This window comes from Pseudomonas viridiflava (assembly GCF_900602065.1).
In the GTDB taxonomy this organism is placed as follows: Bacteria; Pseudomonadota; Gammaproteobacteria; order Pseudomonadales; family Pseudomonadaceae; genus Aquipseudomonas.
In genome coordinates, this window is the sequence record NZ_UWFN01000159.1 from 1 (window position 1) to 14730 (window position 14730).

At 58.3% G+C, this 14730-nt stretch carries 7 protein-coding genes and 1 rRNA gene; 4 read left to right on the forward strand and 4 right to left on the reverse strand.

Features of this window, described 5'->3' with window-relative positions; all coding sequences use genetic code 11:
* Positions 1 to 342: 342 nt before the first annotated feature.
* The 4 genes from EE949_RS08445 to EE949_RS08460 all read left to right on the forward strand — a co-directional run bounded on the left by EE949_RS08445 (position 343) and on the right by EE949_RS08460 (position 4840).
* On the forward strand, positions 343 to 1194 hold the full coding sequence (locus EE949_RS08445; RefSeq protein ID WP_122663875.1) for a sugar phosphate isomerase/epimerase family protein: 852 nt from the start codon (positions 343 to 345) through the stop codon (positions 1192 to 1194).
* A gap of 14 nt (positions 1195 to 1208) precedes the next feature.
* Positions 1209 to 2264, forward strand: coding sequence for an isopenicillin N synthase family dioxygenase (locus EE949_RS08450; RefSeq protein WP_122663876.1), 1056 nt, complete (start codon positions 1209 to 1211; stop codon positions 2262 to 2264).
* 69 nt (positions 2265 to 2333) lie between these two features.
* The gene (locus EE949_RS08455) at positions 2334 to 3137 is read left to right on the forward strand and encodes an ABC transporter substrate-binding protein (RefSeq protein WP_122663877.1); all 804 of its coding nucleotides are present in this window, start codon (positions 2334 to 2336) and stop codon (positions 3135 to 3137) included.
* A gap of 182 nt (positions 3138 to 3319) precedes the next feature.
* Positions 3320 to 4840 carry an amino acid ABC transporter permease/ATP-binding protein gene (locus EE949_RS08460; RefSeq protein WP_122663878.1) on the forward strand — a complete coding sequence of 507 codons (1521 nt, stop codon included), beginning with the start codon at positions 3320 to 3322 and terminating at the stop codon, positions 4838 to 4840.
* Between the two features lie 218 nt (positions 4841 to 5058).
* On the opposite strand, the gene recD is transcribed toward EE949_RS08460, so the two are convergent.
* The 4 genes from recD to rrf all read right to left on the reverse strand — a co-directional run.
* Positions 5059 to 7155: an exodeoxyribonuclease V subunit alpha gene (gene recD / locus EE949_RS08465; RefSeq protein ID WP_122663879.1), complete on the reverse strand. Its 2097-nt coding sequence runs from the start codon at positions 7153 to 7155 to the stop codon at positions 5059 to 5061.
* On the reverse strand, positions 7152 to 10862 hold the full coding sequence (gene recB / locus EE949_RS08470) for an exodeoxyribonuclease V subunit beta (RefSeq protein ID WP_122663880.1): 3711 nt from the start codon (positions 10860 to 10862) through the stop codon (positions 7152 to 7154). Before recB ends, recD begins: the two co-directional genes overlap by 4 nt.
* A complete protein-coding gene (gene recC / locus EE949_RS08475) occupies positions 10859 to 14344 on the reverse strand; it encodes an exodeoxyribonuclease V subunit gamma (protein WP_122663881.1) in 3486 nt (1161 codons plus the stop codon). Before recC ends, recB begins: the two co-directional genes overlap by 4 nt.
* A gap of 306 nt (positions 14345 to 14650) precedes the next feature.
* Positions 14651 to 14730 (reverse strand): 5S ribosomal RNA (rrf, locus tag EE949_RS30205); the annotation flags it as partial.

A 14730-nucleotide genomic window follows, 5' to 3' on the forward strand; every position in this document is an offset into this window, starting at 1 on the left:
TCCGCTGCTTAATATGTTGCCTGAAATACCGTCTTCCCGAATGAATTCGGTCCCACAGGTTCGGAGCCAGACGCAAATCCCCGTGGGAGCGAATTCATTCGCGAAGAGGCCGGTACATCCGCTGCTTGATGTATTGCCTGAAATACCGTCTTCCCGAATGAATTCGGTCCCACAGGTTCCTCATGAGCTCAAGATCACGGCCACCCACAATGGATAGGCGCTAGCCGCTGATACTTCACAAATCTCTGAACTATCGATTTGAGCTTTCCTATTCTTCCCGATCATGACGCCCACCTAAGATCAAGCCGCGCCACACGCCCGTGCAATCTTTGAGGTCGATCGATGAAGCTGGAAATATTCCGCACCCTCTGGGGTTATACCGCGAGTAAAACTCAGGCCCTGGAAGAACTGCTTGAAGCAGGTTTCGACGGTATGGAAGCTCGACTCCCACTGGCCGCCGCCGAGCGGGCCGAGTTTGCGGCGTTCTTGCGTAACAATCGGGTGGGGTATATCAGCACCGTCTTCACCGCTTACGACGTGCTGCCCGAACAATCAGCCACGGTCGCTGAACACCTCACTGACCTGGACAAAAAACTGGGCTGGGCCAGCGAACTGTCGCCGCGCTTCGTGAACGTACTGGCGGGGAACGATCGTTGGCAATTACCACAACAAGTGGAGTTCTTCGGTCAGGCTCTGGAACTAGCGCGCAAGCACGGTCAGTTATGCACGTTCGAAACTCACCGCTCACGGTCGCTGTTCAATCCGTGGGTCACGCTTGAGCTGATTCGACAATTGCCTGATTTGCGCTTCACCAGCGACATCAGCCACTGGATCGTGACCTGCGAGCGTCTGCTCAATGACCCCGAAGACGACCTGAGCGCCTTCGTCGAGCGCGTCCATCACATTCAGGCCCGGGTTGGTTATGACCAGGGCCCGCAAGTCCCGCACCCCGCCGCACCGGAATACGCAAAAGAACTGGCCTTCCATCAGCAACACTGGGAAGCGATCTGGCGCTCGCAACAGGAGCGCGGCTATCAAGTCACCACGCTGACACCCGAGTTTGGTGCCGATGGCTACTTGCACCACCTGCCCTTCACCAATGTCCCGGTGGCCGATCTGTGGTCGCTGAACACCTGGATGGGCAAGACCGAACGCGAACACTTCCAGCGCTTCACTCAATCCACCCACCGCTAATGGAGCCTGTTGTCATGCCCGATCACTCTCAAGCCATCGCCAACTTCAACAGCATTCCGGTGGTCGACATCGCTGCTCTGTTCAGCGCCGACATCACCGAGCGTCAGGCCGTTGCCGAAGAGCTCGGCAAAGCGGCGCGGGAAGTCGGCTTTCTGTACATCAAGAATCATGGCATCGATACGCAGTTGATCGATGGTCTGCGTCAGGCGGCCAAGGACCTGTTCGCTCAGTCGCTGGATTACAAGATGCAGCACTACATCGGTACGTCGCGCAGCCATAAAGGCTTCGTACCGGAAGGTGAAGAGGTGTACGCCAAGGGTAAACCGGATCACAAGGAAGCCTTCGATATCGGCTTTGAAGTGGGTGATGAAGACCCCCTGGTGATCGCCAAAACTCCCCTGATCGGCGCCAACGAATGGCCGGACCTGCCAGGCTTCAAGCCAGCGGTGCAAGCCTATTACGCTGCGGTTTTCGCGCTGGGTCGGCGGCTGTTCGATGGCTTCGCGTTGGCACTCGGTCTGGAAGAGGGTTACTTCGATGCCATGGTCACTCGACCACCTTCCAAGTTGCGTTTGATCCATTACCCATTCGATGACGCCGCACAGGACGCGCCCGGTATTGGTGCGCACACCGATTACGAGTGCTTCACGATCTTGCTGGCCGACAAGCCGGGCCTGGAAGTGATGAACGATCTGGGTCAATGGATCGACGCGCCGCCTGTGGAAGGCGCGTTCGTGGTCAATATCGGCGACATGCTTGAGGTGATGACCGCTGGTACGTTCGTTGCAACAGCCCATCGGGTCAGAACCGTCAGCGAAGAGCGCTATTCATTTCCACTGTTCTACGCCTGCGATTTTCATACGCAAATCAAACCGTTGCCGCAGTTCGCCAAGGCTGGCGCACAGGATTACGAGGAGATCACCATTGGCGAACACATGTTCGGCCAGGCACTGCAAACCTATCAGTACCTGCGCAGAAAAGTGGAGAACGGCGAATTGAAGCTTTATGAAAAAGCCCGCAAGCCTTCGAGCTTTGGCCACTTGAAAAACCAGGCTTCAGAACCGCTCTGAATTGCCCGACTAAACCCTTTTTCCCAACTCTACCGTGCCTTACCTTTCTCTACTTTGGAGTCCTCGACGATGCGCAATAAAAAGAACATTGCTGTCCGCCTGACCGTGCTTGCCGCCGCCGTGTTCGGCGCGACGCTGGCACACGCCGCCACTACCGTGACACCGGGCGTGTTCAAAGTGGGGATGGAGATCACTTATCCACCGTTCGAATCCTATGACGAGAAGAAAAATGTCGTCGGCTCCGACCCAGAGCTGGCGCACATGCTCGCCAAGCACATGAACCTCAAGGCGGACTTCGTCGACACCAAGTTCTCCAGCCTGATCCTCAGCCTGAACTCGGGTCACTACGACGCGATCATTTCCGGCATGTACATCACCCCGGAACGTCAGACCCAGGCGCAGACCATCCCTTACGCCAAAACCGGCGCAGCGATCATGGTGCTCAAGGACAGCAAGATCAAACCCAAGGTCCCGGAAGACCTCTGCGGCCTGAAGATCGGGCTGGAAAAAGGCACCACCTGGGTTGCGCAATTCAACAAGCTCTCAGTGGATCACTGCGTACCGAACAATAAGGGCGCGATCTCCGTCAGCGAATTCCCTTCAGCACCTGAAGTGACTCAGGCACTGCTGTCCGGCAACGTTCAGGCACAAGTCGAAATCGACGGCGCCGCCGGCATGATCGCCGAACGCACCAAAGGCCGCGTGGTGGTCAGCACCGAGCACTCGATCTATCAGCAGACGTTGGGCATCTATGTGAAGAAAGGCAACGAGGAGCTGTATCAAGCGCTGCTCAAGGCCTTCGACGAGACCAAGAAATCCGGCGAATACGACGCGCTGCTGAAGAAATACAACCTGGAAGCGCCGGGTAACTGAGTTCTGATTACGGCGGCAAACCGCTGGTGAAACGCCGACCTTGTGGGACCGAATTCATTCGGGAAAGCGACATATCAAACGCTAGAGATGTAGCGCCTGAAAGTCCGTCTTCCCGAATAAATTCGGTCCCACAGTCGCGTCCGGCGTGAGTTTTCCGTCTAGCCCGACGGTTTGAGGTGTACATGCAATTCGAATGGTCCTACTTTTTTTCTCTGTTCTCGATGGTGGACTTCTGGAAGTCGTGCATCACGGTGATTCAACTCAGCGCGCTGGGTTGGTTCATCGGCATGCTGCTGGGCTTTCTGCTCGCCTCGGCCAAGCTGTCAACCTCGCGCTGGGTGAGTGTTCCGGCGTCGCTTTATATCTGGTTCTTCCGCAGCATTCCGCTGCTGGTGCTGGTGATCTTCGTCTACAACCTGCCGCAAATGCTGCCGTTCACCCGTGAGGTATTCTCCGATCCGTTCTATTCCGGTCTGTTTGCGCTGGTGGTTACAGAAGCCGCCTACATGGCGGAAATCCACCGGGGCGGTTTGATTTCAGTGGCCAAGGGGCAGAAGGAAGCCGGACGTGCGCTGGGTATTGGCGTATTGGGTATGCAGCGGCTGATCGTGATCCCGCAGGCGTTTCGTATCTCGCTGCCAACGCTGATCAACGAATACATCACCGTGGTGAAACTCACCTCGATCATCTCGGTGATTTCCCTGACCGAGTTGCTGACCGTGGGCCAACGCCTTTACGCGCAAAACTTTCTGGTCATGGAAACGCTGTCAGCGGTAGCGGTGTACTACGTGATGATCGTCACGGTGTTCGGCTGGCTGTTCCATTGGCTTGAGCAACACCTGGAGCTGAACAACCGCAAGCCGCAAACACTGGATGACGCCAGCGTGCAGCAATTAAGGGCCAGCCTTCCGGTGGCCGTTTCGAAAGCAGCCGCTCCGGTCGAAAACGGGCTCGCGCCAGCGCTGCAACTGCACACGATTCATAAAAGTTACGGCAAACATGAAGTGCTCAAGGGCATCAATCTGGACGTGAATGCCGGGCAGGTAATTTCCATCATTGGTCCGTCCGGCTCGGGTAAAACGTCGCTGATCCGTACCGTCAACGGTCTGGAAAGTATTGATGACGGCGAGATCATTCTGTTTGGCGAGAGCTTTATTCATGCCGGCGACAAGCCCAACAATGCGCAGATCCGACGCGGGGTACAGCGCATCGGCATGGTGTTCCAGAACTTCAACCTGTTCCCGCACCGGACGATCCTCGACAACGTCACCCTCGCCCCGCGTTATCACGGACGAGACCGGGTGATCAGCGAGCAACGCGGTTATGCACTGCTGGACAAGGTTGGCCTGTTGGCCCACGCACACAAGTATCCGCATCAGTTGTCCGGCGGGCAGCAGCAACGCGTCGCCATCGCCCGCGCCCTGGCAATGGACCCGCAGATCATGCTGTTCGATGAACCCACCTCTGCGCTGGACCCGGAGCTGGTGGGCGATGTGCTGAAGGTCATCAGCGACCTGGCGAAGGAAGGCATGACCATGTTGATCGTCACCCACGAAATGGACTTCGCGATGTCTATCTCCGACCGGGTGATTTTCATGGAGAACGGCGTGGTCCAGGCTGATGCCGGACCGCAGACCATTCGCGCAGGTCAGGCGGGCGAAAGGGTGATGCAGTTTATGGGGCTGGATAAGTCTATTGGGTGACTGGCACAGGTGTGGAAGATCGTTGCTAGCACCGGACCTGTGGGAGCGAATTCATTCGCGAAGAGGCCGGTACAGGCGATAGATACGCATCGGCTGTTCGTCCGCATTCACGAATGAATTCGCTCCCACAAGTTCGCGTCAGACTCAGATTCATGCTGATCGGTCCCATTATTCGATATAAATTCAGATCGTGATGCGTTGGTTGATATAGGTGGTTTTTACAGCTCCAGCATCAACCCACTCAAGCGCTTCACCTTGCGGCGCAGCGCCTCTTCGAACACCCCCTTGCGAGGTTCGATGAGGCTGAACCAGTGTTTGGCGCGGGTGATGCCGGTGTAGATCAGCTCTTTGGTGAGCACCGGGTTCAGCGCCTCGGGCAGGATCAGCGCGGTATGGGCGAACTCCGAGCCTTGGGATTTGTGCACGGTCATGGCGTAAACCGTTTCCACGTCGTTAAGCCGGCTCGGCAAAACAAAACGCACGCCGCCACTGCCGTCATTACGCGGGAAGGCCACACGCAGCACCTGCTTGCCCGCCTCCGGCCCATCGCGCTCGGGCAGGCGCAAGGCGATGCCAATATCGCCGTTCATCAAACCAAGCCCGTAATCATTGCGGGTCATCAATACCGGGCGACCTTCGTACCAATGTTGATCGCTTTCAATCAGCCGGGCTTCGAACAGCGCAGTCGTGATGCGCCGATTCAAACCTTCAACGCCCCACGGCCCTTTGCGCACAGCGCACAGCAACTGAAACGCATCAAATGCATTCAGTACCGCTCGCGCCCATTGGCCCCAGCATTCATCTTCCAGCGTGGCATCCTGTGGTGGACGCTGCGCAGCCATCACGCCCAGATAATGTCGGTAGCCCTTAGGGCCTTCCGGACCTTGATCGAGACCGTCGAGTAGCAGCCGCTCCAGTGAGCGGTCCTGTTCGCTCTTGAGCGCGAGTGCGTGCAGGTCCTTATGGTTTCGTGCAGCCAGCAGATCACGTGCCTGTTCAGGCTGCTGCTGATTGACCAGCCTAGCCAGTTGCCCGATGCCGCTGCCTTCACCGAAGCGGCGCGAGTAACGCAGCATCGCAACCTGCTGAGCCAATGGATGCTGTTGTTCATCACCCTGCTGCAAGCCAGCACGGCTCAAATCTTCGCCGCTGATCGCTTCGAGCCAGCGCTGGGTTTGTGGGCTATACAGCCCTGCTTCGGCATCGCGGCACAAATCGCCCAGCACCGCGCCCGCTTCAACGGAAGCCAACTGGTCCTTGTCACCCAGCAGCACCAGCCGTGCATGAGGCGGCAGGGCTTCCAGCAGATTAGCCATCATTTCCAGGTCGATCATTGATGCTTCATCGACCACCAGCACGTCCAGTGGCAGCAGATTCCCGGCGTGATGACGGAAGTGCCGCGTGCCCGGACGACTGCCCAGCAAACGGTGCACGGTGGTCACTTCGGCAGGAATTTTCTGACGCACGTCTTCGCTGACCGTCAGGCTCTGCACTTGCTGACTGATGGACTCAGTCAAACGCGCCGCGGCCTTGCCGGTGGGCGCCGCCAGACGAATACGCAGCGGCTGACCCGCCTGCACGGCTGGGGCTTGCAGCAACGCGAGCAAGCGAACGACGGTGGTGGTTTTACCGGTGCCGGGGCCGCCGGTAATGATGCTGAATGCACCGCGAGTCGCCAGTGCACAAGCCAGCTTCTGCCAGTCGATCAGTGCATCAGGCGTGGAGCTTGGCGGGAACAGCACATTCAAACGCTGGGCGAGGTCATCAGTGACGGCCTCCTGTTGTGCAAGCCGCTGACGCAATATCGCGCCGATACGCCGCTCGTACGTCCAGTAACGGCGTAAATACAAACGCCGGTCGGACAACACCAAAGGTTTACTGGCAGCGCCTTCGCTGCAGTCCTCACCCCGGGCAACCAGCGTGCTGGCCAGCAGTGCCTGGCACCATGCGCCGCCATCCAGCGCCACCAGCAATTGCGACGGCAGCAGCATGGGGCCGCTTTGCACATCGCCTTCGGGAGGCAATGACAACGCGAAGTCCGGCCCTTTGAGGGTTTCGTAGAGGTCCAGGCAAACATGACCGTGACCGAGTTGGTGGCTGGTCAACGCGGCTGCCAGCAGTACCAGCGAGTCAGCCGACGGATCCAGCTCACTGAGGAACGCAACGAACGCTTTATCCAGCGCCCGCAACCAGCCGCGCTCGACCCAACGCTCAAGCAACAGCAGCAGATCGCGAACGTTGGTCAGCGGCGCGAGGTCAGCCAGGCTCTGAGCATCCAGCGGCGTGGGCAGCAGTTCAGCGAATGAGCGACTCATGCGGGTTCTCCGGTCAGGACGAATTCTTCACTCACTGACTTGCCTTGAAACAGTAGATCCAGACCTTCGATCAGCTCCCGAGGCGGCCGGGTAAACCAGGCGCCCTGACTGGATGAATAAGCGCCACGCAGGAACACATACAGCGCGCCGCCCATGTGTTGGTCGTAGTCGTAATCCGCGAGTCGCGCCTTGAGTTGACGATGCAACGCCAACAGGTAGAGCACGTATTGCAGGTCGTAACGGTTTTCCAGGATCGCGCTGGTCATGGCGTCAAGGGTGTAGCTTTCATCATCAGGCCCGAGCCAGTTGGATTTGTAATCCGCCACGTAGTAACGGCCTTCATGCTCAAAGGTAAGGTCGATAAAGCCCTTGAACATGCCATTCAGGGAAACCGTTTCTGTTGCGGCTCGCGGGGCATTATCGTGGGTGTAGCGACGTACCAAAGCGTCCATTTGTGCGACGTCGACTTTGCGGCAGGCGAACCAGAACTCCATCTCGATGCGGTATTGATTGGGCTGGTCCATCTCCCCCAGAGAGATCGGCACACTGTCGCTGGCCAGCGACAACGGCAGATTCAAAACCTGGGTCAGCCAGCCAGTCAGGGTGTCGATCCAGCCTTCCCAACCACGTCGGTTACAGCGTCGGGCAACGGCATCCTTGAGCCCCTGAGGCTCGCTGACCGCTGTGGCAAAACCTTCGTTACCCGCCCATTCGAGCAAACCGTGGAGGAACGTGCCGGGGTTCGGTCCGCGTGGAAAACGGTGGATATCACCACCGCTGACCAGCACTTCACGCGGCGCTTCGGGGTCGAGGCGTTCGTCATCGAACAGTTTTTGCGCTTGCGGGCTGTCTGGTGATTCGTCGCTATCGCTGCCAGCGGTGATCGTGTCGCCGATGCGCAATGCGCTATAGGAGGCGATCCACCAATTCTCGGCAGCGCGGCGTTTGGGCATGCGCGGTTTGAGCAAGGTTGCTTCGTTGCGTGGCGGGCTGAAGGTGTCCGTCGTTGGCGCGGGGACCGCCTCGATAATGATGCTGTCGCAGCCTTCGGCAAGATCACGCAACCATGAGTTCAGACCTGCCGACTCGGCCAACGGCAGACCTCCGCCCAGCAAGTATCCCAAGGCCGAACGATGCAGCATCGAGCTGCTGGAATTACCGCGCTTGAGGTCCGCCACGCCCAGCCAGCAGGCGTATTCGGCGCGAGTCAGGGCGACATAAAGCAAGCGCAGGTCTTCGGCCAGACGCTCGTTGTCGGACTGTTCGATCAGTGCTGCGGTCGGTTTGAGGCTGACCTGTGCTTTGCCGTTTTCATCGTGGAAATGCAGCGGCAGACGCGTGCCGTCTACCGGTTTGCTGGAGCAAATGAACGGCAGGAACACCAACGGATACTGCAAGCCTTTGGACTTGTGGATGGTCACGACCTTGACCAGTTGCTCATCACTTTCCAGACGCAAAATCTGTTCTTCACCCGCCTGACCGGACATCGCCAGATGCTCGCCCAGATGGCGGATCAACGCCTGTTCACCATCCAGTTCGGCAGCGGCTTGCTGCAGTAATTCGGACAGGTGCAGCAAGTTGGTCAGGACACGCTCGCCATCATTTCGGGTGATCAGAGTCTGCGGCAAATGGAAGTCGTGCAGCAGGCGGCGCAGCATCGGCAGCACGCCCTGATTGCGCCAGATCTGGTGATAACCGCGGAACTGCATGACCCGCGCTTCCCACGCTAACTCGTCCTGATTCAAGCGCTCCAGTTCTGCCAGCGGCAACGCCAGAGTGATGCACGCCAGAGCCGCGCGCAGGGTACGTTCAGAATCCGGCTCGGCGCAGGCCTTGAGCCAGGCCAGTACGTCATGCGCCTCCTGGGCTGCGAACACTGAATCCTTGTCGGACAGGTAAACGCTGCGCACGCCACGGGCCGACAATTCACCGCGCACCGCCTGAGCCTCTTTGCCGTCACGCACCAGAATCGCGATGTCGGCAGGTAGCAGGCCTTTCATGCCTTTTTCCACAGCAGCGAAGCCGGCGCGACCTTGTTGCCCGGCGTTGAGCAACCGGACGATTTCACTGGCACAACTGGCAGCCAGTTGCTGGCGGTAGCTGACGCCGGAGACCGGCTGATCGCTCGCCAGTTGCCAGACATTCAGGGCAGCCATAGGCATGCCGTCTATTTGCAGAGCGTCTTTGCGACCTTGTGAAAGCGCATCCGAGAATGGCACATCGTTCTTGTCGCCTTCGCGAAACAGGAATGCACCGCGCCCTTCCGGACGCTGCTCGGCACGCTGAAACACGTGGTTGACCGCTTCGACCATGGAATGGCTGGAACGGTAGTTGGTGTCCAGCGTGTGCCAACGCCCGGCCGTAGCCTGCCTTGCGCGCAGGTAGGTGTAAATGTCGGCACCACGGAACGCGTAGATCGCTTGTTTGGGGTCGCCGATCAGGAACAGCCCGGTTTCGATGTCGTTTTCTTCGAGGCGATAGATGCTCTCGAAAATCCGGTATTGCACCGGGTCGGTGTCCTGAAACTCGTCGATCAGGGCAACCGGAAATTGCTCGCGAATCAGCGTTGCCAACCGCTCGCCGCCTGAGCTTTGCAGCGCAGCGTCGAGCCTGAGCAGCATGTCATCAAAGCCCATTTCCGCACGACGACGCTTTTCTGCTTCGAAGCGCATACCGACCCAGTGGGCAGCGTGTTCGAGCACTGCGGCATCGGGTGTCGGTAAGGTATCGAGCGCGACTTTTAGTTCGACCATCGCCTCGAAAGCAGGATGCGAAGGCGGATCGCTCTTCCAGGCTTCGGCGATGCCGTCGGGCGTCAGCCGGGTAAAGCCGGTCCCCAGATCGAGTTCTTCCAGTTCGTCATCAGCAGCCCAAGCGGTGAGCTTTTCAAACCAAGGTCGAAAGTAGCGCTCCTGCATCTTGCGCCCATCAACCACTTTGCAGGCCACGCCGTCGATGCAGATGGCGTGTAACTCCGCCGCCCAGTTAGTCCATGGAGATTTAAGTGCTTTGAGCGCTTCGCGACGTTGTTGCAGAGAGGCAGCGATCAACTCGGCAGGATCTTGCGTCGGTATAGCCCGGTCGCTGCCAAACAGGCTGCGTACCCGAGGTAACAAGGCGGCCGGGCCACTCCAGTTTGCGCGTACCCAATTCAGGGCATCGCCACTCATGGGGTAGCAGAACAACCGCCAGTAATCACGCAGCACTTCTCCAAGCAAATCGCTGTGGTCGGTTTCCAGGGTCTGGGTAAACAGACTACCGCTGTCGAATGCATGCTCGCGCAGCATGCGCTGGCACCAACTGTGGATGGTCGATACTGCGGCTTCGTCCATCCATTGTGCTGCAATGTCCAAGCGGCTGGCACAGGCTTGCCATTGCTCGGGCGTGAATTGCTCGCGCAGCTCATTGATGAGCTCGTCAGGCGCGCTGATTTCTTCACGGAAGAAGCGTGCAGCTTCAGCCAGGCGAATACGAATCCGGTCACGCAGCTCTTTGGTCGCAGCATCGGTGAAGGTGACGACGAGGATCTGCGGCGGTAATAGCTCCCGACCAAAACCGGACGCGTCACCGCCATGGCCAAGAACCAGTCGCACATAAAGCGCGGAAATGGTGAAGGTCTTGCCGGTACCGGCGCTGGCTTCGATCAACTGGCTGCCACGCAGCGGGAAACGCAGGGCCAGGGATGCGGTGTTCTGAATATCGGTCATGCGCTGGCTCCTTCACCGGACAAAGACTGCCAAGGCGCTTCGAAAATCGGTTTGTAGAGCGCATCGCACCAACCGGCGAATTCTTCGCTGTCAATCAGGGCATCGAAGTCCGGAAATTGCCGGGCCAGCGCAGTGCTTTCGCGTCGCTCGCCGTCGGTGGTTTGCCCGTCGCCTTCATAGGCTTTGCGTGCCGCCGCTTCGGCTTTGCTTTCGTCATTCTGACCGAGCCAGGCGAACGCTGTTTTGACTGCGACCGGTAAAGGTCGCTGCATGCCACTCAGCCAGGCCGTGAGCAAGTCATTCAGTGCAGCTGTGGCGATAGATTTATCCAGCGGGTCCAGCAACAGCGTTTCATCGCTGGCTACCAGTGCAGTGCTCAGCGGCAGCCCGCACGCGCAACCCACTAGATGCAGAACCCAAGGGCGAATGAGGCGATGCCATTTACGGTTTTTCTTCGAACCGATGGAGTTGGGGATCGCGGTGACCAACAAGTACTCACCTTGCGCATTGCCATGCAAGCCACCCAACCAGCCTTCCAGACGTATGTTTTGATGGGCATAACTGACCGGCAGAGCGCTGCTGAGCGGTTCAGGCCATCTATGAAGGATGCTCTGATAACGCTGCAGCAAGTCAGGCAAAGGCTCGATCAACTCTTCTCGCAGGCTGCTGCCGAAACCGGCCATGGGTAACAGCCCGCTGCCCTGAAGTTTTAATGCCTGCGCGTGCAGTGCCTCGTCAATGTCTTGCGAGCCAGTGAGCGCGGCGTTCAGCAGGCTGTCACTGAGGCTATAACGTTCAAGCGCATCGAGCACAAACGGTTCTTCGTCAGCCAGCGGAGCTTCGGCGATTTCGAAGTAGATCTTCAGGCGCTGGCTGAAAAAGTGTTTGACCGGGTTTCTGAGGAAGTCCTGCAGTTGAGCGAGGTTCAGTGGCTCGTCTTGTTCGTGGGCAGGGAGTGGCTTGGTTGTCGGCACGGTGACATTGGACTCATGCAAGACCTGCCATTCACGGGCGAAGCTGAAGAAGCCTGTGTTCTCGTGAAAGTACTGCGCGCTGAAGGGCTGCAGCGGGTGTTCGAGAGTCAGTGCGTGCAGAAGCTGCTGCCCCGGATCGCGCTTTTTGCTGTCCATGGGTTCTTGGGCATCTTGGAGTCTCCAGCCTGCGGCGAGGTGATCGCGCAACTGGCCGATCAACACGGATGGCGGCCGCTCGCTGTTGTCGCGAATGCTACGGCCCACCCAACTGATGTACAGCTGATCCCGTGCTGAGAGCAGTGCTTCGAGTAATAAGTATCGATCGTCTTCACGACGTGAGCGGTCACCGGGACGGTAATCGCTGCCCATCAAGTCGAAGTCCAGCGGCGGCTGCGCGCGAGGGTAATCACCGTCGTTCATGCCGAGCAGACACACCAGCTTGAACGGAATCGCACGCATCGGCATCAGTGTGCAGAAGTTGACCGAGCCTGCGAGAAAGCGCTGCGACAGGCGGCCCTGATCAAGACCTGCCAGCCATGCCTCACGTACGACGGTCAGTGGCAGTTCGTCTTGCAAGCCAACCGATTCACACGTCTCCAGCCAGGTCTCGCGCAATTGCTCCAGTTGCGCGAGCAGGTAATCGTCGTGCTCGCTGTCAGCCTGGAAGAACAGCTGTATCAGTGCTTGCAGGCGTAAGCCCCACTCCGTCGCTACCGCTGGCGAGGAAAGCTCGCTGTGGGCAACCTGAAGCGCGTCGATCAACGCCACCAGCGGACCGATCAGAGCTGCGTCGAGACCACCGATTTCGTCGTAGGGTTCTATGCCGTCACAGGCAGCACCGGCACCAACTGCATAGCCGAGCAACATGCGGCGCAATCCGAAATGCCAGCTGTTCTGCTCCAGCGCGGCGGGCAAACCTAGCCCTTCCCGCTGCTCGGCATTCAGCCCCCAACGTACGCCTGCCCCTTCGATCCAGCGGTGCAGGGTTGGCAGGTCGCGTTCCTTGATTTTGAATCGAGCGCGCAGTGCAGGAACGTCCAGCAGGTCGAGGATTTCGCTGACCGGGAAACGACTGTCGGGAATCTTCAGCAGGTGCTCGACAGCAATCAACAATGGCTCGCGACCGCGTTGCCCTTGGTCGGCAAGGGTGAATGGGATAAAGCGGCGGTCTTCGCGATCAATCTGGCCAAACACGGCGCGGATGTGCGGCGCGTAGCTGTCGATATCCGGGACCATGACAATCACATCGCGGGGACGCAGATTGGGGTCTTTGCTGAAGCGGGCGAGTAATTGGTCATGCAGGATCTCAACTTCACGCTGGGCGCTGTGGGCGACGTGGAAGCGGATCGAGCGATCTTGCAGTGGATCGACAGCGGGCCAGAGTTCTCGGGTTTCATCGAGCGGCCTTAGCTCAAGAATGTCGTCCTGTAGCTGATTGAGGACCGTATGCGGATCACTCTCGCTGAACAGGTCAATGCGTCCATCTTTGAACGCAGAACGGTAGCTACCGGGATCATCGTGGCTATCCAGTAGATTGATGTAATCGCGACCTTGCTTGCCCCATGCGGCCAACAGCGGATGAGCGTGTTGATGCAGCGCCTGTGGATCAAGCACAACAGGCATTCCGGTTTTGCGAGCCTGACGCTTGTATTGATGACGCAGTAAATCCTTGTCGGCGACGATATCAGCCCAGTGGTGGCGACAAGGATTGTGAACACAGAGCAGCACCTGGCTGAATCGTGCTAAACCGGCCAATGCTTCCAAGGCCTGAGCGGGCAGAGAGGAAATACCGAAGACGATAACCCGAGCTGGTAGACCCTCCGGGGCTTCATTCATATGGGTGATGCGTTCGATAAAGCGTTGATGCACACCCGCCCGGCTTTGGGCCATGCCTTCAGTGCCCACATCCAGGAGCAACGCACGCCACAACTCAGCTTGCCAGCAATTCGCCGGGGTCAACGGCTTGGCTTCGCCTCTGACGTTACGCAATTGGTGGCGGCCTGCTGCCCAATCTTCCAGCCAGTCAGCGCGGTACACCTGATATTGGTCGAACAGGTCGGCCAAGCGCTCGGACAACTGATAGCGCTTGCGCAGATCAGAGTCGTTGGTCAGGAAGCGGCTTAGCGGCTCAAAGTGTGGCTGGTCGATCAAGGCGGGTAGCAGACGCATCAGACGCCAGGTCAGTGGAGCCTTGTCCAACAGCGACGCGGCCGGGATTTCATCTTTGCCCAATACCAATCGATACAGCTGCCACATGAAGCTGCCGGGTAGCTGGACGTCGATTGCTGCGGCAATTCCACAGCCACCCAGATCGTCGTCCTCTGCATCTTCGGCCAGAGCCAGTTTCAACCACTGGGCAATACCGTTGCTCTGTACCAAAGCGATTTCATTTTCCAGAGGCGCAAGCGGGTAACGACGCATCCAGGAAACAACCAGGCTGCGCAGATCATCAAGGCGGTTGCCGTGAACCACCATGAAACCGGCACTGAGAGAGGTTGTTACAGGCATGAATGCTTCCTTGGCTGGAGAGTGCGGCGTGGAAAAACTGTAGCCGAACCTTAAAGCAAAACGGAGGGGGTGTAGGAGGGAATTTGCGGGTGAATTGTCGCTGGCCTACCGAGGTTGGCGCATGAACGCTGGACGGGTAGGAGCGAACTTGTTCGCGAGGGGGCGGTACAGCCGTAGCTTATGCATCGCCTGACACGCAGCCTTCCCGAATGAATTCGGTCCTACCTGGTCGTGGTGAACCTGTATTTTCTTCGCGCATAAACAAAACCCCTGAACGCGTAAGCGATCAGGGGTTCTGGAATTTAATCTTGACGATGACCTACTCTCACATGGGGAAACCCCACACTACCATCGGCGATACATCGTTTCACTACTGAGTTCGGGAT

Excerpts from the sequence above, each read along its gene's own strand:
- EE949_RS08445 (WP_122663875.1), top strand. The coding sequence starts at position 343 with ATGAAGCTGGAAATATTCCGCACCCTCTGGGGTTATACCGCGAGTAAA.
- EE949_RS08450 (WP_122663876.1), top strand. The coding sequence starts at position 1,209 with ATGCCCGATCACTCTCAAGCCATCGCCAACTTCAACAGCATTCCGGTG.
- EE949_RS08455 (WP_122663877.1), top strand. The coding sequence starts at position 2,334 with ATGCGCAATAAAAAGAACATTGCTGTCCGCCTGACCGTGCTTGCCGCC.
- EE949_RS08460 (WP_122663878.1), top strand. The coding sequence starts at position 3,320 with ATGCAATTCGAATGGTCCTACTTTTTTTCTCTGTTCTCGATGGTGGAC.
- recD (WP_122663879.1), bottom strand. The coding sequence starts at position 7,155 with ATGAGTCGCTCATTCGCTGAACTGCTGCCCACGCCGCTGGATGCTCAG.
- recB (WP_122663880.1), bottom strand. The coding sequence starts at position 10,862 with ATGACCGATATTCAGAACACCGCATCCCTGGCCCTGCGTTTCCCGCTG.
- recC (WP_122663881.1), bottom strand. The coding sequence starts at position 14,344 with ATGCCTGTAACAACCTCTCTCAGTGCCGGTTTCATGGTGGTTCACGGC.